This is a genomic window from Daejeonella sp. AP26, assembly GCF_056680515.1.
In genome coordinates this window covers 4,110,615-4,132,713 of the sequence record NZ_CM155286.1, presented here as the reverse complement: position 1 = coordinate 4,132,713, position 22,099 = coordinate 4,110,615, and the positions used below count along the sequence as shown (strand labels likewise).

The window sequence follows — 22,099 nt, the reverse complement described above, 5'->3', positions numbered from 1 at the left end:
TTCTACAAAAATTTAAACAATCTAAGCAGCTAAAAAATGTTAAACCTAAGCAGAATTTAGCGATCGCAAAGAAAATTCTTCGAAAAACTGAAGCACGACGGACTAATTAATTATTATTAACTTATAAATGCTAACTTTTTCTTATCAGCTACGTAAAAAGCTTAATCAAGCACCTGTGGGAATTATAACCAGCATGAAGCAATTTCAGGAGAATCGTCGTTATGCGCTTATTACCAGCCTGGTAATCCTGCTTTCTGCTGTCATCATAATTTCGTTGAATTACTTTTCCATCCGGATACTTTCGACCATACGGGCTTTTGCGAATGTGGAGTCAGAATATTCAAAAGGTCAGAAAGAAGCTACCCGCTATATTATTTCTTACCTCGATACAGCCAACAGCCACTACTTTTTGAAATTTAAAAGTGAGATTGCAGTACCCATTGGCGACAGTATAGCACGCAGTGGATTGCAGAGTAACTCACCGAAATCTAAGATCAGGGAAGGCTTTCTTCAAGGCAGAAATCAGTCAGCTGATATAGACAATATGATTTGGCTCTTTAAAAACTTCAACCAGGTATCTTACTTCAAGAGTACAGTCCATGAATGGGCTGCAGCCGACCGTCATATCGCTGAGCTTCAACAAATAGGCTTATCGATCCGTAAGGATAACGTGTTAAATACGCTCACCGTAGCAAAACGTAAAGACTATTTAAATAGGATTGAGGAAATTAATAGCAAACTTACCCAACACCTTCGTGCTTTCGCAGGGATCTTGGGTGAAGCCTCGCGGGTGATCACCAGTTTGCTCCTTTACCTGAACGTGATATTTATTATGGTGATATTGGGAAGTGCCGGATGGTTCGTTTCTGACCTGATTCAACAGCTTGTGGATTCACAAAAGCTGATCAAACATCAGAATCTTGCAAAGGATGAATTTATGAGTATTGCTTCCCACGAATTGAAAACACCTATCACCAGTATGAAAGCATCGATGCAAATACTCGAGCGAAAGGTAGAAGGCAGCAAGGAATTCGCCACTATGCGCCCGTTTGTAAGTAGCGCAAACAAACAAGTCAACCGTTTAACTGACCTTGTCAACGAACTTCTGGATGTTACACGAATTCAAAGCGGACGGCTTGTCTTGGACAAACAACTAACACCGTTGCATGAACTGGTGAGGGAAACGGTTGAAGATATGCAGCACATTTCGCATCATATTTATACGATCAGAGAATTACCGGATGCCTTTGTAGTCTCCGATTCGAGACGTATACAGCAAGTAATCGTTAATTTTCTTTCAAACGCTGCTAAGTTTTCGCCGGGATCTACAGATATAGCAATCGGAATGGTGAAGGATAAGGACAGTGTCAAGTTCTATGTTCAGGATTTTGGAATTGGAATACCGAAGGCGAAAATCCCACTTATCTTCAAACGCTTTTACAGGATCGAAGAAAATGGGAATGTAGTGCAGGGTCTTGGCTTAGGCTTATACATATGCAGTGGCATCATTGGGAGCCACCAGGGAAAAATAGGAGCGGATAGTGTTCTTGAAGAAGGCAGCACCTTCTGGTTTAGCCTCCCATTGGCTAAAGTACATGAAACCACCCTGATCTAAACGCCCTCAAATTGCTGGGATAGCGGTTGAATATTCGATCTCGCCACTGAATACGAAGGTAGCCGGGCCTTCTAAAAAAATATTACTAAAACGGGCTCCATCGTAATTGAACCGAACATTTAGCTGTCCGCCTTTAACGCTTACTGCAGTATTGATCTGGCCCGCCAGACTCTTCTTTTTGGCCATCGCCAGGGCGACTGCCGTTACCCCGGTGCCGCAGGCAAAGGTCTCATCCTCAACACCACGCTCATAAGTACGTACAAAATACCGATCTCCAAAATCTTCAACGAAGTTCACATTAATCCCTTTTTCGGCATAAGGCTCGCTATTTCGTATGGCCTGTCCTTTTGTGTAAACATCGAGCTGGTTTAGACCCCTGACACACGATACATAATGTGGTGATCCGGTATTCAGCACAAAGGCTTCCGCATCCTCAGTTATAGAGTCTACGTCAATCATTTGCAGACTCACCCAGTCGCCATCGTCTGAAATTGTGGCATAGTGAGGGCCATCAACTGCCAAAAAGTTAGTTTCTGTATGTATGATCCCGAGGTACTTAGCAAAGGCGATAATACACCGGCCCCCGTTACCACACATACTGCTTGGCTGACCGTCAGAATTGTAGTAGATCATTTCGAAATCATAGCCTTCCCTTTCCTGAAGAAACATCGCGCCGTCTGCACCGATACCAAATCGACGATTGCATAACTGCTGGATAAGCGCAGGGTTGTTATGTTTAATGCCGTTATCGCGATTGTCCGCTATAATAAAGTCGTTACCAGCACCTTGATATTTAAAAAACCGAATGTTCATGGTTTATATTTTATGCAATCTTATGAATAAAATCAGCAGTCTTTCCAGACTTATATGTGCCGACAACAAACTATTTTAACCTTTAACTTTTGTAATAAGAGAAGTGTTTGATTTTAAGTAATCTCATTCCTGAACCTTTAACATATTTTAACATAGTTTAGAGTACCTCCTATACCGGTATTTCGTTTAACTGGTATTAATTTTGAACATTGTATCTTAATTAAACTTTATCAGAAGACATCCTGCAATTACCTTTCAGGATTCTTCAGCAATCAATTAACAAAAGTAATTATGAGGCGTCTTGTAAGGTTCCAAAAAGGGATCAATTCTGTGCAGACTAAATCATTGGCACTTAAAACAAATTAACGAATGAAAAAGATAGGTATTACTTTCTTAACTGCTTGCCTTGGAGGAGCAGTCGCCATTGGCGCCTATAAGCTGGTGGAAAACAATTACAACGACAAATTAACCTTAGCGGAAAAACAAAAGGTCTACTTTACTAATAATCCTGCTTCAGTTGTCTCTTCAACAGGCGATCTGGATTTTACCCAAGCAGCCGCCGCGGTAACTCCTGGTGTAGTGCATATTAAAACTACCTACGGTGCTCAGACCAATGCCCAAAGTCGGGATCCATTTCAGGATATGTTTGAAGATTTCTTCGGTAACCGTCGTCGCTCACAAGGTCCATCTATGGGTTCCGGGTCAGGTGTTCTGATTTCTGATGACGGCTATATCGTAACCAACAATCACGTGGTTGAAAATGCTGATAAGATCAATGTCGTTCTTCCGGATAAACGGTCTCTGCTTGCTAAAGTTATTGGCCGTGATGCCAATACAGACTTGGCTTTAATTAAAATTGACGGCCAAGGATTCCCTGTTGTGAAAATGGGCGACTCGGATGCGGTTAGAGTGGGTGAATGGGTGCTTGCCGTTGGTTATCCATTTGCATTAAACACAACTGTAACAGCGGGGATTGTTAGCGCTAAAGGACGTACAATTGGTATTCTGAACCAATCCGAGAGATCTCCTTCCGGCGAACCGGCATTAAATACCGCTATCGAGTCCTTTATTCAGACAGATGCTGCCATTAATCGAGGTAATAGCGGTGGAGCCCTGGTTAATACCCGTGGCGAATTGATAGGAATAAACGCTGCCATCGCTTCCCAAACAGGAAACTATGAAGGTTATGGTTTTGCTATTCCAATTAACCTGGCTAAGAAGATTCTTGACGATTTCAAAGAATTCGGTTCTGTAAAAAGAGGTTATATAGGTATACAGTTTACGGATCTCGATGCCGAGCAAGCCAAGCGATTCAATCTGTCGGTGATCAACGGTCTGTACGTTAATGAAATAGTTTCAGGTGGTGGTGCTGATGCAGCAGGAATTAAGCAAGGTGACATCATTACCAAAGTTGACGGTAAAAATATTTACTACTCCTCCGATCTTCAGGAACGCGTAGGACGTTTGCGCCCTGGCGATAAAGTGCAGTTAACCTATTTACGTGACGGTAAAGAGCGTAACGCTAGTGTAACTCTAAAGAGTGAGTCAACTACCAAAGCTGCCGGCACAGGCAATTCGGGATCAACCGTGAAGAAAAACCTTGGCGCTTCCTTCGCGCCGGTCAACGCATCACAGAAATCGAAGTATAATATCACTTCAGGTCTGGTAGTTACTAAAGTTGAAGAAGGAGGTTTCTTTGACCAGATTGAATTACCAGAAGGTACAATTATCGTTTCTATAAACGGTCGTGCCGTTAACAAGGCAGAAGATATCGATGCAGCAATGTCAGCGTCTAGAAATAATATGGCTACTATAAATGCCATCACTCCTGAGGGTTACCAGATGAGGTACCAGTTCCAGGTTAAGTAATTATTTCTTTATTTAATGATAAAGCCTTCCCGTTTTCGGGAGGGCTTTGTTATTTTTGCGCCAATGCCAATTCAAATACCCTATCACTACACTTTACTGGGACAAGATTTTCTATTGCTTCCTCAAAAGGCTCTATTCTGGGAGCAGCAAAAGATGCTCATTGTAGCTGACGTTCACCTTGGGAAAGTCGGCCATTTCCGCAAGGCTGGTATTGCTATACCGCGTTCATTAGAGCAGGAAGACCTCTCAGCATTGAGCGACATTATACACAGCTACAAGCCGAAAAAGATCGTTTTTTTAGGCGACTTGTTCCACAGCGATCATAACAACGACTGGGATTGGATGGTACTATGGCGTGATCTGTTTAAAGATGTCGAGATGATATTAGTGAGGGGAAATCATGATATCATCGCCGATAAGTTTTACCTGGCTTCCGGCTTTGTATTGCACGATACTTACAATCTTGGACCTTTTCTTTTCATTCACGAGCCCTTAGCCCTAAAAAAGATCCAGATTGACACTCCTTATATTATTAGCGGACATATCCACCCGGGAATCAAGCTCCGTGGAAAAGGACGGCAGTTTCTTACCCTGCCCTGCTTTCATTTCGGCACACGCCAGGCGGTACTTCCCGCCTTTGGTAAGTTTACCGGTAAGTTTTGCCTTGCTTGCGATGAAAGTGACACTATTTTCGGGATACTGAAGGATTCGGTTGTGGCCCTGTAAAGCTCATACTCGTAATCGATCTCACTGATTTATAACCTTTCCACTCCCCGAAATGTCACTGTCAATTATGGCAGGATTACCTTTATAATATACATTTCCGCTGCCGTAGATCTTCACATCTAATTTCTTTAATACCCTAATCTCTGTATTGCCACTGCCAGAAATCTTAACATCTGCTTCTTCAGCTTCAAACCCAAAAGCTTTAATGTCTCCGCTACCTTCAATACTGGCAGAAAAAATCTTAGAGCTGCCCATCTCAAGATTAACATCCGAAGATCCGGAGATTTTGAGATCAAAACGATTGTTCCCATTAAAGTCTCCTCTTATATCAATCAACCCGCTCCCCCCTGTGGTCACTCCGTTGAGTGAAGGCATGGTGATAAAGATCTCCGAATTATCATTTCTGACCCTGGTGTCGTCTTTAAAAGCTATTTTCAACACGCCCTTAGATACGGTGGTTTCCAGATAAGGAAGCAACGTTCCGTAGGCCTTCACCACCACACTGATCTGATCACCTTTTGTTATAAATACTTTCGAAGCTCCGCTTGCGAAGATGCGTTGAAAATCAGTCACTACTCTTTGCTGAGTTTGCACAGGTCCGTCACCTGTGATATTCTCTTTTTTACAACCTGTAAGTGTAAGAGAGATTACGGCGAATGTTAAAATAATGTATCTCATTTTTCTGATCATTAATTTTTAGTCATCTGATTATCAGTGCAGGTTAAATTGACCCTGCCGGCGATATAAAGGTAAAATGGGTTTCAAATGTGTTTTCCGTAAAGTATAGGAAATACAGACCGGAAGCCATAAAATACTTGTGGAAGTATTTAGAAAAGAGGTCGAAATATTTGTGGCAACTATTTATTGATCCACTCTCTAAAAGCAGCAGCTCGTTTTTGACTGATTATTACTTCCTGATCATGTTTGGGGAGAAGAAAAAGCTCCAGCTTACCGTTGTCTTCATTGGTAAAGTAATCGCAAGCTTTTCGATTAATAATATACTGGCGGTTTGCCCGAAAGAACTGCTGGTCATCAAGACTTTTTAGCAGATCGTCCAGCGTATGATTAAGCAGGCAGGTTTTTGATGCAAAGGTTTTTAGTTGCGTATAGTTTCCGTCCTTGTAAAAACAAGAAATCTCTTCGACCGGAATAGGGATATTTTTATTTCCTGATACCGCTATAAATGTTCGAATCTTTTCGGCAGGAACAGCTTCGCCATTATCATTAACTTTCACTCTGGTGGTTGCGGCCTGATTGAGAGGAAGGTTTTGAAGCGTGTATAATTGATGTTTAAGTTCCAGCATTTCGTCCCGGTGCCTTCGATTATCCTGAAAGAAAAAGTACGCACTATATCCTACATTGATCGCAATAATAAGAAGTACAGAAAAGGGATACTCTGTGTAGAAAAAATGTACTTCGTCTGGCTCAAACTGATAAATAAAAAAGAAGTAGATGTACATAACTACAAATACAAAAAGAGCCGGAAGGATTACGCCCGCAAGAACATGATAGGTTACTCGGGCAGCAAAATGTTCCTGCCATCTATACCTCTTTTCTAGGTATTGAATAACCGCGGAAATGTAGAGGAGGACCGCTAAGATCAGCACTATAGCGATACCCAGATCACTAAAAAAGTACCTGCTATTTATAATGTCGGATATAGAATCAGTACCTGAAAAAATAAACAACGATGATACTAGTAATGAAATCGTCAGATAGAGCCAAAACTTTCCAAGGTTCATAAGCATCTTTTTAATTCACCCGGAGTTGGATTCCCGGACTATCTTAAACGGGATTAAGCATTTTTCCCAAGTTCATTGTTGAAACAGTCTATATCTAATGCCTGAGGGTATATCTAAGCTAACTATTTCTTAAAGATGTCAAGGTGATAAAACAGAAGCAAAACAAAATTCCTTTCTTCAATATTCTAGACTGAAATGATCGTTAATGTTTAGATAAAATACTAAAATAATTACCGCATAACCTTTAGACTGTTTCTAAATAGTTTAAATATAGTTGCAAAAGGCGATCACATCTTAATATTCAGCATTTATTAGATACTTTTGCATCACAAAATAATTTTCACGAGGTAATGAGTAATTACGCAAAAACTTTCTCCTCCTCCCTGGGGAAGAAATTTATAATGAGTTTAACAGGATTGTTCCTGTCCCTTTTTTTAGTTGTACATCTTATCGGAAATCTTCAGCTATTTAAAGACGACGGCGGGCAGGCTTTCAATGCCTACTCGTATTTTATGACGCATTTCCCGCCAATTAAAATCGTTTCCTATCTGCTGTATCTGTCCATCGTTATTCATGCAGTTTATGCTTTAATTATTACTATCAGTAATAGAAAGGCCCGCCCAATAGCTTATGCCAGTTTTAAAGGCGATGCCAACAGTCCGTGGACTTCCCGCAATATGGGGATTCTGGGAACCATTATCCTGATATTTCTGGTTGTGCACATGAGTAATTTCTGGGCACAATATCATTGGGGCGAACTTCCACATGCCCGTTACGAAGTAAGCCTTACCAATCCTACCGATGTAGTGGTAACCCCTATCCCATTTGACGGAACGGAGATTGCACACGCTGATTATGTGGATGCACAGGCCGGTAAGCAGATATTAATTGCAAAAGATCTTTATAAGATCGTAGTTGAATCTTTCAAACAGTGGTGGTATGTGCTTTTGTATGTTATCTCCATGGCTGCTTTATCATTCCATTTAATCCACGGTTTCCGCAGCGCGTTTCAGACCCTGGGCTGGGATAACAGCAAATACGTTCCCCTGATCCGCTTTCTGGGTGTTTGGGTGTTCGGAGTGCTGATCCCTTTGGCATTTGCTGCTATGCCAGTTTTTATATTTCTGTTTAGATAGATGATCATTCCCCGCAAGGGGTTCAAACAATAAATTTCTGTAATGAAATTAGATTCTAAAATCCCTGAAGGTCCATTAGCCGAAAAATGGCCTAAACATAAATTCAACCTGAAGCTGGTTAATCCTGCTAATAAACGTAAGTATACCGTTATAGTAGTTGGTACCGGCTTAGCGGGTGCTTCGGCAGCAGCTTCACTTGCTGAACTAGGATATAATGTTAAATCTTTCTGTTTCCAGGATAGTCCACGCAGAGCACATTCCATTGCCGCACAGGGTGGGATCAATGCCGCCAAGAATTACCAGAATGACGGTGACAGTGTCTACCGCTTATTTTATGATACGATAAAAGGCGGAGATTATCGTGCTCGCGAAGCCAACGTCTATCGCTTAGCCGATGTTTCTGTCAACATCATCGACCAGTGTGTTGCCCAGGGAGTACCCTTTGCACGCGAATACGGCGGATTACTCGATAACCGCTCTTTTGGTGGCGCACAGGTATCCCGTACCTTCTACGCGCGGGGCCAAACCGGACAACAATTATTATTAGGTGCTTACTCAGCGTTAAGCCGTCAGATTGGCTTAGGCAAGGTGCAGCAATATAACCGTCACGAGATGATGGATGTGGTTACTATTGACGGCGAAGCTAAAGGTATCGTAACCCGCGATCTCGTTACCGGAAAAATCGAAAGTCATGCTGGTCATGCCGTTTTATTATGTACCGGCGGTTACGGAAATGTTTTCTACCTCTCTACAAATGCAATGGGTTGTAACGTTACAGCCGCTTGGAAGGCTCATAAACGCGGAGCTTATTTCGCAAACCCTTGCTTCACTCAAATTCACCCGACTTGCATACCCGTGAGCGGCGATCATCAGTCTAAGCTTACGCTGATGTCTGAGTCGTTGCGTAACGATGGACGGGTTTGGGCACCCAAGACAGTGGAGCTTGCTCAAAAACTGCGTAAAGGTGAACTAAAAGTTACTGACCTGAAGGAAGAAGACCGGGATTATTTCCTGGAGCGTAAATACCCTGCCTTTGGTAACCTGGTGCCCCGTGATGTGGCATCCAGAAATGCCAAAGAAATGGTAGATGAAGGGCGTGGCGTAGGAGCCTCAGGAGTAGCAGTGTTCCTTGACTTTGCAGAAGCCATCTCTCGCCTGGGTGAAGATGCCGTACGCGCTAAATACGGTAATCTGTTTGATATGTACTACCAGATCACAGATGAGAATCCGTACAAGCAGCCGATGCGTATATATCCTGCAGTACACTATACTATGGGCGGTTTATGGGTTGACTACAACCTGCAGACCACCGTTAAAGGCTTATATTGTTTAGGAGAAGCAAACTTCTCAGATCACGGTGCTAACCGTTTAGGAGCTTCTGCATTAATGCAGGGATTAGCTGACGGCTATTTTGTGATCCCGTATACTGTTGGTGATTACCTGGCTACAATTGGTCCGAAAGCAGTTGATATAAGTCACCCGGCTTTCGAAGAAACTAAAAAGAATGTAGAAGCTCGTATACAAAAGCTTTTATCGTTAAAAGGAACCCGCACAGTAGACGATTTCCATCGCGAACTCGGTCATATTATGTGGGAGTATTGTGGAATGGCCCGTAACGAAGCAGGGCTGATTAAAGCAAAAGGGTTGATCAAGGAGCTTCGGGAGGCCTTCTGGAAAGATGCCATTGTTCCGGGAACTAATAATGAGATGAATCAGTCTCTTGAAAAAGCGCACCGGGTAGCCGACTTTATTGAACTTGGCGAACTGATGGTTGATGACGCCTTAAATCGCAAGGAATCATGTGGTGGTCACTTCCGTATAGAAAGTCAGACAGAAGAAGGCGAAGCCCTTCGTGACGACGAAAACTACAGCTTTGTATCTGCATGGGAGTACAAAGCCGACAATCAGCCGGAAGAACTTCACAAAGAAGAGCTGGTATTTGAAAATGTTAAACTGACACAGAGAAGTTATAAATAGTACAAAGTAATTAGTATTTAGTACGTAAAAACCACCAGACAAAATAGTCTGAGTACTAAATGCTTGATGCTAAAATTGAAGAAAGTATAGTGTATGCGATCGGCCAGATCTGGATACTATGTACTAACTACTTAATACTTAAGAAAAATGAGTGGAAATATGAATTTGACGTTAAAGGTGTGGCGTCAGAAAAATGCAGAAGATAAAGGCAAACTGGTTACATATCCTGCCAGTGACATTTCTCCCGACATGTCATTTCTTGAAATGCTGGACGTAGTGAACGAAGGACTGATCAAGAAGAACGAAGATCCCATCCATTTCGATCATGACTGTCGCGAAGGTATTTGCGGTATGTGTTCCCTGCATATTAATGGTCGTCCTCATGGTCCTAAGCAAGGTATTACTACCTGTCAGCTGCACATGCGTAGCTTTCACGATGGCGAGACCATTGTGATCGAGCCGTGGCGTGCTGCTGCCTTCCCTGTGATTAAGGATCTGGCTACCAACCGCCAGGCTTTTGAACGGATTCAGCAAGCCGGAGGTTTTGTATCCGTTAACACCGGTGGAGTACCTGACGCGAATGATATCCCAATTCCCAAAGTAGTTGCCGATGAGGCATTCAATAGTGCTACCTGTATTCAGTGCGGTGCGTGCGTAGCAGCCTGTAAGAATGCTTCGGCTATGTTATTTGTCTCTGCGAAGGTTTCCCAACTCGCTTTATTGCCACAAGGTCAGCCTGAGCGCTACAGACGCGTACAGGCCATGGTAGCACAGATGGATGCTGAAGGATTTGGACACTGTACCAATACCGGTGCATGTGAAGCCGAATGCCCTAAGGAAATTTCAGTAACGAATATTGCCCGCATGAACAGGGAATATTTCACAGCTAAATTGTTTAAAGACGAATTTTAGTACTTGTCTGATCATCTATAAAATAAAAGCCCTTTCAATTTATTGAAGGGGCTTTTATTTGGGAGAAAATCCATTACATCATTAATGATTTTTATCAAAATCCTTTCAGAGGCTTCGGCTCAAACCTTTAAACCATCATTAAACAAAGCGATATTTTGGCTAAAGCCGACAGAGCCGTTTTATTCATTTATCCTCCAGCTAAAGCTGGAGGCAATTGAAGCAAGTGGAATCTAAGACTGCTTGAGTCATGGATGGTACGAGATTCCCGATCAATTGCCCCTGGAGTTAGCCAGTGGAAAACCATTGAAATGCGGTTCAGTGGCTTTTGCCCAACCGTAAATGTTTACATCAGTAACTACTTACACTCAACAGGATCAAATTTAAACCTTCCTTTTTCAAAATCAATCGGCTTACCATCGACAAAATAAGACCGGCCAACAGAAGTTTCAATTTCACCAACACCCATTACCAATTGATCACCCGTCCGTAACAATGCTAATGGGTTTTGGTAAAGCGTTTTATTTAACTCACCGGCTGTGTATAGATAGTTTAGGAATAAAGTATCCCCGCGAAAGCTTCCATCGACTTTTCCTTTATTAACGACGCTTTCTATTTGATTCGGCTTCAGCCCATACTTCATTATCAGATCGCCAGTAACTTTCCCGTCCTTCCCGGTCGTTATACTTAGCTCGCCAGTGTCTTTTTCAAAAACCGCCTGGTAACATTGGTTTTTCATTGAAGCAGCTGAAATACTATCTGCGGCCACTTTATCACTGTCATGTTTCGGTTGATTACAAGCAGATATTAATCCAGATGCAAGAATAACCAGAGAGAAAATTACGTTTTTCATAAATTGGAATTAAAGTACAAGCCGATCAAAACTCAATTAACCGGGAACTTTACGTAGAATAGATACGCAAATACTTAAACCCGTCTATTACTAAAGTTAATAAATATTTAGTTAATCTGATTTTTTGAAAGCTTGCTATTCCAAATCAAAGGGCCAGTACACCCGACCCTTTAATTCTTTTATCTATTTTTTTGAAATCACATAATTGCTTACATCTCTTTGGATGTAATTTCAATTGCACCCTCCTTTGCTCTGATTCCATACTTTTTTACTGCCGATTCAGCGTCTAGTACAGTCATTGACTGAATTGTCTTGGGATCTAACTCCTTTAAGGCTATGTTAGTAATCTCAACTCCGTCAAGAACGGTCAGGCCCTTATAGTTAGTTCCGTCCATCTTGTTGTTTTTAACGGTTAATCCGGTGGAGCCTATTTTCCTAGTTGCGGTGCTGGCAGTAGCTGGAGGCGTGTTGTTGAAAAATATTTCCACCACTCCATCCTTTCCTTTTTGACCATACTGTTCAAGCGCCGATTCTCCCTTTAAAATATTTACCGATTTAATCGACTTTGTATCTAGGTCGATGATGGCTGCGCGTTCTACTTCCTTTCCATCGAGTATGAACAAAGCACTTTCAGGAATGTCGCTTACCCACATGCCATCTTCTATCCTGTCAACAGTTGCGCCTGTCTTTTGCCCCGGAGGATTGACCGAGATCGGCAGGGTAAATTGAACGCTTACCGGTTTACCGTTTTGAATCCCTGGTTTCCACTTTAGAGATTGGTTTAACACCCTGACTGCCTCTTCATCTAACCCACTACCCAAGCCTCTTAAAACTTTTATATCAGATAGTTTACCATCTGCTTTTACCACCATCTGCAAGACGATTTTGCCAGCTACGCTCTTCTCTTTAGCCGCGTCAGTATATTTGAAATTTTTAATTATGTAATCATAAAAGGTTTTAAATCCACCTACTGGTTCTGGAGAAACTTCCACCTGGGTAAAAGTAACATCAGGTACTGTATCCATTAAGGAGCCTTCACGAGGTCTTTTCGTTTCGTTTAATGATAGTAGATTGTTGACGTCCTCATGCATGATGATCGCTTCGCTATCTAACGAGCCATAGGTGTTGGCTGGAGATGAAGCGACCTGTATTACACTTGAAGGCTGGATGCTTTCGTCCATAGACCCAATCTTGTTACTTACAGTTGCCGATGACAGTATCATCATGGCAGCGAACAGCGGTGCCGAAAGTCCGTATTTTAACAGGGCATTCCGGGTTGACTTCGATTTGTGTAACATAATGATCCTTCGTTTTAGTAGTGATTGGTTATAGAAACTATTGGTTAGTTGGTGCGTTGGGATGCCAAACGTTTTGCTCACTAAAAGCATGGCGTAAGCAGCTTTGCTTTCCTCGTTTGCAGCTGCAATTTCATCAGCGGTAAACTCGTGGATGTGTTTAATGGCTTTTCGATACAGGTAGATTACCGGGTTGAACCAGTTTACGATGCTGATAATCTCAAACAGGATCACGTCAGCCGAATGCCACTGCCGGGCATGCACCATCTCATGATCAAATACCGTATCGCGGTTTGAAACCTCAGTGCCTACTTTCACTGTGTGAAAAAATGAAAGTGCCTGATCTTTTTCACCAGATTTCAATAAAGCCTGCACCTCGTACAACTGCCATAGGAAACGCAGCAGAAAGAAAGCAGCACCTGCCAGGTAAACAAAGAGAAGGACATCCGCGGTTTCCCAAGTGGTATCTTTTGCCTGAATCACCAGCTCCGGCCCACCAAACACAAAGGTTATATTCTGTGTGACCTCTTCAACCTGTTTGGTGATGAACAGCGACCGAATCCAGTCAGACTGGAGAAAAGGAATCAGGAAGGACATCGTTGCGCCACCTACCAGGTAAAACCGATTTAGCTTGAAGAAGGTCTCATCCTTTAGAAACAGCGCATAGAAAGCATAGAATAAAACCAGGTAAATGTTAACCAGCAGAAGATAGTTTAAGGTATCCATAGCTATTTCTTTTTAAGTTTTTCCATCAGCTTCATTATCTCATCCGCTTCTTTAAGGTCGATCTTTTCCTCTTTTATAAAAAAGGAAAACATACTCTCTACCGAGTTACCGAAATAATTATTAAGCAGTTTACCGGTTGCAAAGCTTTTATATTCCTCTTTGCTGATCAGCGGAAAATACTGATGACTCTTGCCAAAGGCCTCATGGGAAACAAAACCTTTCGTCTCCAGGATCCGGATAATGGTGGACACCGTATTATATGCCGGCTTCGGCTCCGGCAGCTCATCAATAATCTCTTTTACAAACGCTTTCTCCAGTGTCCACAACACCTGGATGATCTGCTCCTCGGCCCGCGTTAATTCTTTGATCTCCATATGTTAGTTGTTAGTTTGTCTGTTAGCTGGCGTTTCAACAATATAAACTCCCTTTTTATAGGTGACTGTTTTAGTTAAATTCCCTTGATCATCAAGTATTTCCAGTCACCGTTATAATACCAATGAGCCAGCTTTCCATCATAATCCAGCAGTGGACTCCCACTTGCCCTAATCTTTCTATTGGGATGATAAAACCTGACCCGGACACTGTTGCCGGAATACTTGTCTTTTTGGTACAAAGTGTCATTGTAAAAATATTTCCACCTTTTTCTTTACCCTCCTATACCAGCCCCTGCTTTTATAGCCTTCCTCTCCATTGCCTTCTTTAGTGATCCATAAACCGGTTCTCAGACCGCCTTTTGTTTGGTTGATCTTGCAGTAAGCAACCATGCACAGTGCAAAAACAGTCAGAAGATAAGTAATCGGCTTAAGCATAATCGAATTTAAAACTAATAATATAGTTATGCAACTATTTCTTTAGTTTATTACTTTTCTGCCGCCTTTATTTTTAAAAATCATTGCTCGTTTGCTCCGGGATAATATCTTTGGTATCGGTCTTGTTAAGTAAAGTGTTCTTAGTTTTTACTCTTTGTTCCTTGTCCTTTAATCATTTCAATTGGTCCTAACTCCACTGATCCCATGAATATTTCCTTCCACGGTGCTGCCCGCAACGTTACCGGCAGCAAACATTTACTTTCTCTGAATAAAGGTCTTAACATATTACTTGATTGTGGGATGTTCCAGGGAATGGGCGATGATACCGATGAGATGAACGAAAAGTTTGGTTTTAATCCAGCCGAAGTAGACCTGCTGATACTCTCCCATGCACATATCGACCACTGCGGCTTAATTCCAAGGCTAATCGCAGAAGGTTTTAGCGGCCCGATTTATTGCACCGCCCCAACTATGGATTTAGCCCGAATACTTTTGATGGATTCCGCAAAAATACAGGAGCAGGATGCCGAGTACACCAATAGGCACCGCAGCAGGAAAGGCCTGGAGCCCATAAAACCGCTTTATACAGATGAAGATGTAATTACAGCTCTCCGGTGGTTTAAAATCGTAGAGTATAAAGAAGTATTTGCAGTAGATCCGGATGTAGACCTGCTTTTTACTGATGCGGGACACATTGTGGGCAGTGCCGCAGTGAACCTCAGCATTCGCGAGAATGGAAAAGTTACCACCATAACCTTCAGCGGAGATGTTGGAGGATACCAGGATATGCTTCTTAGATCACCACAAAACTTTCCGCAAGCAAACTATATTCTTTTAGAATCAACCTACGGTGACACGCTCCACAAGGATCTTGGATCAACCATAGATCAGTTAAAGGAAATAATTAACCAGACCTGTATCCTTAAAGGTGGCAAAGTGATCATTCCGGCTTTCAGTGTTGGTCGTACCCAGGAGATTATTTATGCTCTGAACTACATGGATGTTCACGGAGGCCTGCCGGATGTGCTTTATTATATTGACAGTCCGCTGTCTGAAAAAGCAACGCAGGTTTTAAGAGATCATCCGGATATCTATAACCCTGACGTAAAAGAAGTGCAGAAAAAAGATCACGACATCTTTAGTTTCAAGAACCTGAAATTCATCCAGAGTGTCGTCGAGTCGAAGGCCCTTAACGACGACCCAAGACCCTGTGTTATCATCTCGGCATCAGGGATGGCTGAAGCCGGCAGGGTAAAACATCACATAAAAAATAATATCAACAATCATAAGAACACCATTCTGATGGTGGGATATTGCGAGCCCAACTCACTGGGCGGTCGCTTGATTGCAGGGCAACCCTCTGTTTCCATATTCGGAAAACAATATGATGTGAAAGCCGAGGTAAGGGCAATCAAATCTATGAGTGCCCACGGTGATTACGAAGACCTGTTAAAATTTGTGTCTTGTCAGGACCCATCGCGTGTACAGTCTGTTTTCCTGGTACATGGCGAGTATGACGTGCAGCAGCGATTCAGGGAGAAATTAATGGCCAAAGGTTTCGCAGATGTGCAGATCCCGGAAAGACACCAGAGATTTGATCTGGATTAGTTAGGAAGAGTTAGACTACCTGCAATCCGATTACCGGATAAATTTTAACAATTCTTAATCTGTGTATCTGTGGTGAATGACTACCGCTGCACATAAGCCGCCCGACATGGATCAGGCGGAGTTTCACCACAGATACACAGATTTTCATAGAGTCGCCCTTCCCGGAGCTAACCTGCAGCAGACCTTATTCCTATTAACACGGAGCTCTCCAGCGTTAAAGACACTTCTTCATAATTTTTGGTCCGATGAATTGATGTTGATCACGGGCATGGAGTTCGCCACATATTTGTCCGCCCAAATGCTCCGGCGGAGCAACCTATTTATAGCAAATCTTACAAATACCCATTCAGCTCGGAGGTGCTTCCTGCACGGTAAAACTCAGTAGTTAAAAGAGTCTGAGCCTCGACCATAAATTAAAAAACCTTCACTAAATAATCATAGTAGTTTCATAGGGCTATACTAGTAGGGTACTACTAGTAAACTACTAGAAAACTACTACGAAACTACTAGGAAACTACTAGAAAGCCCGACAGATCCCCGATTCCGTTTTGGCCTGATTTAAAATTGATAGAAATGCGAATGGAACTTGTATCAGCAGGTTGGGCTATCCGGGTTCAACGGAGAAGAAGTCACTCGAAGTTTAGAAAATTTGATTGGACGCTATGAAGCCTAATGAAAAAGGCTTCCTTAAATAAATTAAGGAGGCCTTTTTAACCTATAAGTATTAGCGAGTTAGTTTGATCCTTGCACCTGTGCTTTAGGTAATTCTTTACGGGGAATCTTTTCGGCGCGTTGGGCTGTGTTGTAGGCAAATGACGCGATGATGGTTGCGGCTTGTTTTAAGTCGTCTTCGATCAGGCGATCATAGGTATCCATGTTCGTGTGGTGGGTACGGGTGTTGTACTCCACTTCATCCTGGATAAACTGGAAACCCGGGATTCCAACGGCGTCAAAGGATTGGTGATCGGTACCACCTGTGTTGCGGATAGTTACTGTTGTAGCACCCAGATCTTTGAATGGTGCCAGCCAATCCTGAAAAATTGGACCAGCGGCGGCATTTCCTTGCAGATATACTCCCCGGATCTTGCCTGTACCGTTATCCAAATTGTAATAGGCGGATATTTTCTCCTGTGCAGGTTTTAACACCATGGTAGTCCGGTCGCCAAAGTGATTGGCCACATAACCTCTTGAACCGAACAAACCCTGTTCCTCAGAACTCCACAAAGCAATACGGATGGTACGCTTTGGCTTTAGATTTAACGATTTGATGATCCGCATAGCTTCGATCATTACAGCGGTTCCTGCAGCATTATCTGTTGCACCGGTTGCAGCATGCCATGAATCAATATGTGCACCTAACATCACCACTTCGTCTTTTAACTTTTTATCAGTTCCCGGTATCTCTGCTATTACATTATAACCTTGCGTGTCCTTGTCGTAGAAACGCGTTTTGATATCTGCTTCAAATTGCACTTTGATGCCTGCCTTCACTAAACGGAGTAAACGCAGATAATCTTCGGCCGCAATCTCCAGTTCAGGGGCTACTGGTTTTGCATCTTCGGCATATGGAGCACCATTACTTGTGAAGAGGGTTCCGTGCTTACCACGGCCGCTGCTTAATAGCAGGCCTACATTTTCCTGCAAAAGAAACTCGCTCATTTGAGTCCGCATAGCACGCATCTTCACAAATGCTTCGCGCCTTTTAGCCATTTCTGCTGTATTAGCCTGGCTACTGTTTCTCTCTGCTGGTGGACCAGTCATCTCTGCTAGCTCTTCTTCTGTATAACGATTTCCATCGGATTTGAAGGAAGTCGTCAAAGCTGCAGCATTGTCAAAAATTACAATCTTACCTTGCAGACTCCCTTTGTACTTATCCAGGTCGCTTAGAGAATCAGCTTTTACGATCACAATCTCAGACTTAACCAGACCGTTGGTTCCGGGAGTCCAGGCCTTAGGCGTGGCAATAATGGCATGATAGTACGGGCTGGTCATAGCCGAATAATTCTTTTCTACTTCCCAACCTTTGCCAAATTTACCCCAGGGCTCTAGTTTTACGTTCTGCAAACCGTATGACTTTAAGGTGTTAACAGTCCACTCTTCTGCTCTTTTCAAGCCTGGCGAATTGGATAACCTCGGACCACTTACGTCAGTCAGATAGAATGCCGTTTCCATTACTTTGGAATTATTCATTCCCTCTGTTCTGATCTTTTGGGTAATTTGAGGATCTACAGCTTGCTGGGCTAATGCCGTAAAGGACATGCCGGTTAAAAGCAGTGCAGAAAATAGAAAGGTTTTTCTCATGTAACTTTGGGTTATCGTTATAACAAACCTATTTATTCCTGTCGTCAATTACTATAGGGGGTGTTAACAAATTCGTTACATGAATTTAACTTTGTAGATTAATCCTGATTTAGTTATACCTGCTTCTTTCAGATGATGAAAAAACTATTGTTGACCTTTATGCTTTTGTTTGGTTTAAAAGCAGCAGTATTAGCCCAGGATTTTAAAGTAATTGCTTACTCCTTTGGCGCAACTAATCCAAATGAGATCCGGTATGATCAGATAACTCATCTCAACTATGCATTTGCGATTCCGCAAAGCGATGGCAGTCTTGCTCCTTTCAATGATTCAGCAAAGTTAAATGCAATTGTTGCGACCGCTAAAAAGCACCAGGTTAAAGTTTTCATCTCTGTTGGCGGATGGGGCCTTGGTGACGGCGGCGGAAACGACTACCGGTTTGAAAAGCTGGCCTCAGAACCTGCAAGCCGTAAGCGCTTTGTTTTGGCCGTATCCAAATTCATTGATCAGCATAAACTGGATGGGCTTGACCTGGATTGGGAGTATCCGGATGACTCTGTAAACACCGGCGCCGGGCAGAAAGAGAAATCTTCATGGTACTTTATAGAATTGATGAAAGAGTTGCGGTCAGAATTAAACACAAAAAACAAACTGCTGACTATTGCCGTGGTCGGGAATAATGATTCAATTGGTGCCGGAATTCCCAAAGAAACGTACAAATATGTCGATTGGGTGAACATCATGTCTTATGATAATTCGAAGGAGAAGAATCATTCCAGTTACCAGCACGCGATCGACTGTTTGGATTACTGGATAAATAAGCGGAATTTACCGGCACATAAAGCGGTGCTCGGCTTGCCTTTTTATGGCAAATATCCGGCAACGGCTTACAATAAGATTTTAGAAAAGGATGCGATGGCAGCACAGAAAGATTCGGTAGCCGGCATTTTATATAACGGGCCGAATCTGATTAAGGCGAAGACCCGCCTTGCATTAGAGAAAGGTTGTGGTGGAGTTATGTTCTGGGAGCTATCCCATGATGTAAGCGATCCGAAAAAGTCTTTGCTAAAGGCTATTAACGACGAGATCCGAATAATTAAAAAGTAAAAACTTTCAATAAGAATTGATATATGCCCTGTACCCCCTTACGTCCGTCTAAATACGTCATAGCCGTTTTCCTCCTTGCCTGTGTGTCGATAAAAGCGTTCTCCCAACCTGCTATTCTGAGGCAAGATCCGCTAATCAGCGGAATGGTTGATGAGGTATCATCAAAAAATATAGAAAGCATTGTCAGGAAGTTGGTCAGTTTTGAAACCCGCCATACCCTGAGTGATACCGTAAGTAAAAAGACAGGTATTGGTGCTGCCCGTAACTGGATCAAAGCAGAAATGGAACGCTATGCGAAAGAGTCCGGCGGCCGTATGAAGGTAGAGTTTGATACGTTCACCCAGCCGGCAGATGGCAGACGGGTAACTGTTCCGACTTCGATGAAGAATGTGCTGGCTATCCTTCCAGGAACGGATCCGGCAGATGACCGGGTATTTATCGTATCCGGGCATTATGATTCGAGAGCTTCGGATGTTATGGATGCAAAGATAAAAGCTCCCGGGGCTAACGATGATGCATCAGGTACTGCCGCTACGATGGAGATTGCCCGCATAATGGCAAAGCAGAAGTTTAATGCCACGCTGATCTTTGTGGCTATGGTAGGTGAAGAGCAGGGATTATACGGAGCAACCAACCTGGCTAAAAAAGCAAAGGAACTGAAGTGGAATGTGGCTGGTATGATCACCAACGACATAGTCGGAAATACTTACGGTATGGAAACAGGTCTGAAAGACAATCGCAGTGTCCGGGTCTTCAGCGAAGGTGTTGCAGGCAATGAAACAGCAGAAGCCGCCGCTTCACGGGCCAGTACCGGCAGTGAGAACGATGGTGGCGCACGGCAGTTCGCCCGCTACCTGAAAGAAGTTGGCGAACGGTATGTTGACCAGCTGGATGTAAAGCTCATCTACCGTCGCGACCGTTATTTGAGGGGTGGTGATCATACCCCTTTTTCTAAAGAAGGATTCGCTGCTATCCGGGTAACCGAAATGAATGAGAACTTTGAACGTCAGCATCAGGATCTTAGAACTGAAAACGGGGTTGAATACGGAGATACTCCTGATTTCGTGGATTATGAATACACCCAAAAAGTTGCTCGATTGAATTTAGCGGTATTAGCCAACCTAGCACTGGCACCGCAAAAACCGGAGAACGTCGGTGTAATTACATCAGGTTTGACTAACAAAACAAGTTTGAAATGGGAAGCACCAAAAGGTGAAAAACCAGCCGGCTATTATGTAGTTATGCGGGAGACCAGCAGCCCGACGTGGGAGCGCAAGTTTTACGTAACGGATACAAAGACTACCCTTAACTATTCTAAAGACAACTACTTTTTTGGTGTGCAGTCTGTGGATAGTGTTGGACATGAAAGTTTAGTGGTGATACCGAAGGCGGTAAGGTAAGGGTAATCACTTATATGAAGTTCCCGTATTATAGGTGATTATTACCGTATCCAATTGGATAACTATTTTTGTTACCCCGTCAGAAGGGTATCCGTTACTATAATAACCGAAATGGTGTTTAAAGGCTGAGCTGTTCAATTTATAGTTTAATTGATAAGACCCATCAGTTTTTGCACCACCTGTCATATCGGCTTCATACTCAATGTTCTCATCAGGCTCGAGGTTAACGAATTTAGCTGTTAAATTTCCGTTCGGTTCGATGGAAAGGGAGTCAATCCGCCGAAGCGTGCTATTTGTTACTGTGAACTCTGCGATGACTTTAGCATTAATTAAAATATAAAGTAACAGCGAACAGAGGCTTACTAACAGAACGCTAACGGATGTAAATACCTGTCTTTTAGTTATTTTGTTCATAGCTGAACTTATTTCACACTTCTCTTGCTGATGACATAGTATCCGGCAATAAAAGTCACTATGGAGATCGCGATGCTTATATAAACTTCTTTGGTGAACAGTTCAAATTCCAGATCTTTGGTTGATGCCGAATCCATTATGCTCTTTAATGCGATCATTGGGTGGGCATATGGAATTGTGAAGGTGTATTTCCATCCCAGGTTCGAGCAGATGATCCCGAAAACTGTTAGTAGAAAGCCAATACCCATGGGTTTAAGAAAGTCTTCCCAGATTAAACTTAATAAGAACTGAATGGACAAAATGCCCAGTGAGGCCAGGAACATCTTAATATGAATTTTAAATAAGATAGCACTGAAACTGTATTCGTTAAATCTAAACTCCGGCTTAAGCAGGCTTAGTAATTGTCCGGCAGCTAAAACGAAGGTGGCAAATAAGGAAAGACATAAAGCATTCAATAAAACAGCATATACCCATTTGCTGCTGTACATACTCCATTTAGGCAGCGGTAAAGAAAAGAGACTCTTCCACATATCCGATTTATGCTCCATATTATTGACTGAATAGGTTTGGAAAATAACCAGCATGGGCAGCAGTAAAAATCCCATTACACCTAAAAACGACCCGGTAAATCGCATCCATTGCATAACGGGTGTGTAGGGAACCATCTTCTCGGCATTGACAAAAAAACCTATGCTGATCAGCATAGTCAGTATAAGCGGTAATAAGATTGCCGATAGAAAAGCAAGTGTCTTCCGTGATTTGAAGAATTCGGATCGCAGTGAAATAAGGAAAGGGTACATAT

Annotated in this window: 20 protein-coding genes; 9 read left to right on the top strand and 11 right to left on the bottom strand. The window is 42.7% G+C overall.

Annotated features, from left to right (window positions below; all coding sequences use genetic code 11):
• The first annotated feature begins 127 nt into the window (after positions 1-127).
• Complete coding sequence (locus AC1MCB_RS17575; RefSeq protein ID WP_479966023.1) at positions 128-1,615, top strand: sensor histidine kinase; 1,488 nt, start codon at positions 128-130, stop codon at positions 1,613-1,615.
• A gap of 6 nt (positions 1,616-1,621) precedes the next feature.
• Here the strand turns inward: AC1MCB_RS17575 and dapF are convergent, their stop codons facing one another.
• Positions 1,622-2,428, bottom strand: a complete 807-nt coding sequence (gene dapF / locus AC1MCB_RS17570) for a diaminopimelate epimerase (RefSeq protein WP_479966022.1) — start codon at positions 2,426-2,428, stop codon at positions 1,622-1,624.
• A gap of 369 nt (positions 2,429-2,797) precedes the next feature.
• Between dapF and AC1MCB_RS17565 the strand changes: the two genes are divergently transcribed.
• Positions 2,798-4,297, top strand: a complete 1,500-nt coding sequence (locus AC1MCB_RS17565) for a Do family serine endopeptidase (RefSeq protein ID WP_479966021.1) — start codon at positions 2,798-2,800, stop codon at positions 4,295-4,297.
• Between the two features lie 15 nt (positions 4,298-4,312).
• Complete coding sequence (gene pdeM, locus AC1MCB_RS17560) at positions 4,313-5,023, top strand: ligase-associated DNA damage response endonuclease PdeM (RefSeq protein WP_479966020.1); 711 nt, start codon at positions 4,313-4,315, stop codon at positions 5,021-5,023.
• Between the two features lie 21 nt (positions 5,024-5,044).
• On the opposite strand, the gene AC1MCB_RS17555 is transcribed toward pdeM, so the two are convergent.
• Both AC1MCB_RS17555 and AC1MCB_RS17550 read right to left on the bottom strand, forming a co-directional pair.
• A complete protein-coding gene (locus AC1MCB_RS17555; protein ID WP_479966019.1) occupies positions 5,045-5,701 on the bottom strand; it encodes a head GIN domain-containing protein in 657 nt (218 codons plus the stop codon).
• Between the two features lie 179 nt (positions 5,702-5,880).
• The gene (locus AC1MCB_RS17550; protein ID WP_479966018.1) at positions 5,881-6,765 is read right to left on the bottom strand and encodes a LytR/AlgR family response regulator transcription factor; all 885 of its coding nucleotides are present in this window, start codon (positions 6,763-6,765) and stop codon (positions 5,881-5,883) included.
• Between the two features lie 350 nt (positions 6,766-7,115).
• Here AC1MCB_RS17550 and AC1MCB_RS17545 point away from each other — a divergent pair, with 350 nt between their 5' ends.
• From AC1MCB_RS17545 to AC1MCB_RS17535, 3 genes are all read left to right on the top strand, one after another.
• Positions 7,116-7,901, top strand: coding sequence for a succinate dehydrogenase cytochrome b subunit (locus AC1MCB_RS17545; RefSeq protein ID WP_479966017.1), 786 nt, complete (start codon positions 7,116-7,118; stop codon positions 7,899-7,901).
• Between the two features lie 42 nt (positions 7,902-7,943).
• On the top strand, positions 7,944-9,878 hold the full coding sequence (locus AC1MCB_RS17540; RefSeq protein ID WP_479966016.1) for a fumarate reductase/succinate dehydrogenase flavoprotein subunit: 1,935 nt from the start codon (positions 7,944-7,946) through the stop codon (positions 9,876-9,878).
• Positions 9,879-10,025: 147 nt separating this feature from the next.
• Positions 10,026-10,790, top strand: a complete 765-nt coding sequence (locus tag AC1MCB_RS17535) for a succinate dehydrogenase/fumarate reductase iron-sulfur subunit (RefSeq protein ID WP_479966015.1) — start codon at positions 10,026-10,028, stop codon at positions 10,788-10,790.
• Positions 10,791-11,145: 355 nt separating this feature from the next.
• Here the strand turns inward: AC1MCB_RS17535 and AC1MCB_RS17530 are convergent, their stop codons facing one another.
• The 5 genes from AC1MCB_RS17530 to AC1MCB_RS17510 form a co-directional block, all read right to left on the bottom strand.
• Positions 11,146-11,640 carry a hypothetical protein gene (locus tag AC1MCB_RS17530; protein WP_479966014.1) on the bottom strand — a complete coding sequence of 165 codons (495 nt, stop codon included), beginning with the start codon at positions 11,638-11,640 and terminating at the stop codon, positions 11,146-11,148.
• A 209-nt stretch (positions 11,641-11,849) separates the two neighbouring features.
• Complete coding sequence (locus AC1MCB_RS17525) at positions 11,850-13,661, bottom strand: TonB family protein (RefSeq protein WP_479966013.1); 1,812 nt, start codon at positions 13,659-13,661, stop codon at positions 11,850-11,852.
• A 2-nt stretch (positions 13,662-13,663) separates the two neighbouring features.
• On the bottom strand, positions 13,664-14,035 hold the full coding sequence (locus tag AC1MCB_RS17520) for a BlaI/MecI/CopY family transcriptional regulator (protein ID WP_479966012.1): 372 nt from the start codon (positions 14,033-14,035) through the stop codon (positions 13,664-13,666).
• Between the two features lie 74 nt (positions 14,036-14,109).
• Positions 14,110-14,274: a hypothetical protein gene (locus AC1MCB_RS17515; protein ID WP_479966011.1), complete on the bottom strand. Its 165-nt coding sequence runs from the start codon at positions 14,272-14,274 to the stop codon at positions 14,110-14,112.
• Positions 14,275-14,278: 4 nt separating this feature from the next.
• Positions 14,279-14,470, bottom strand: a complete 192-nt coding sequence (locus tag AC1MCB_RS17510; RefSeq protein WP_479966010.1) for a hypothetical protein — start codon at positions 14,468-14,470, stop codon at positions 14,279-14,281.
• A 204-nt stretch (positions 14,471-14,674) separates the two neighbouring features.
• Here AC1MCB_RS17510 and AC1MCB_RS17505 point away from each other — a divergent pair, with 204 nt between their 5' ends.
• Complete coding sequence (locus AC1MCB_RS17505) at positions 14,675-16,078, top strand: MBL fold metallo-hydrolase RNA specificity domain-containing protein (RefSeq protein ID WP_479966009.1); 1,404 nt, start codon at positions 14,675-14,677, stop codon at positions 16,076-16,078.
• 732 nt (positions 16,079-16,810) lie between these two features.
• Here the strand turns inward: AC1MCB_RS17505 and AC1MCB_RS17500 are convergent.
• Positions 16,811-18,379 carry a M28 family metallopeptidase gene (locus AC1MCB_RS17500; protein ID WP_479966008.1) on the bottom strand — a complete coding sequence of 523 codons (1,569 nt, stop codon included), beginning with the start codon at positions 18,377-18,379 and terminating at the stop codon, positions 16,811-16,813.
• 132 nt (positions 18,380-18,511) lie between these two features.
• On the opposite strand from AC1MCB_RS17500, the gene AC1MCB_RS17495 reads away from it, so the two are divergent.
• Both AC1MCB_RS17495 and AC1MCB_RS17490 read left to right on the top strand, forming a co-directional pair.
• Positions 18,512-19,483 (top strand): glycosyl hydrolase family 18 protein, encoded by a 972-nt coding sequence (locus AC1MCB_RS17495; protein ID WP_479966007.1) that lies wholly within the window; start codon positions 18,512-18,514, stop codon positions 19,481-19,483.
• A gap of 23 nt (positions 19,484-19,506) precedes the next feature.
• Positions 19,507-20,883 (top strand): M20/M25/M40 family metallo-hydrolase, encoded by a 1,377-nt coding sequence (locus tag AC1MCB_RS17490; RefSeq protein WP_479966006.1) that lies wholly within the window; start codon positions 19,507-19,509, stop codon positions 20,881-20,883.
• A gap of 6 nt (positions 20,884-20,889) precedes the next feature.
• Here the strand turns inward: AC1MCB_RS17490 and AC1MCB_RS17485 are convergent, their stop codons facing one another.
• Together AC1MCB_RS17485 and AC1MCB_RS17480 are read right to left on the bottom strand one after the other, a co-directional pair.
• On the bottom strand, positions 20,890-21,297 hold the full coding sequence (locus AC1MCB_RS17485) for a hypothetical protein (RefSeq protein WP_479966005.1): 408 nt from the start codon (positions 21,295-21,297) through the stop codon (positions 20,890-20,892).
• Between the two features lie 8 nt (positions 21,298-21,305).
• Positions 21,306-22,097, bottom strand: a complete 792-nt coding sequence (locus AC1MCB_RS17480; RefSeq protein WP_479966004.1) for an ABC transporter permease — start codon at positions 22,095-22,097, stop codon at positions 21,306-21,308.
• Between the last annotated feature and the right edge of the window lie 2 nt (positions 22,098-22,099).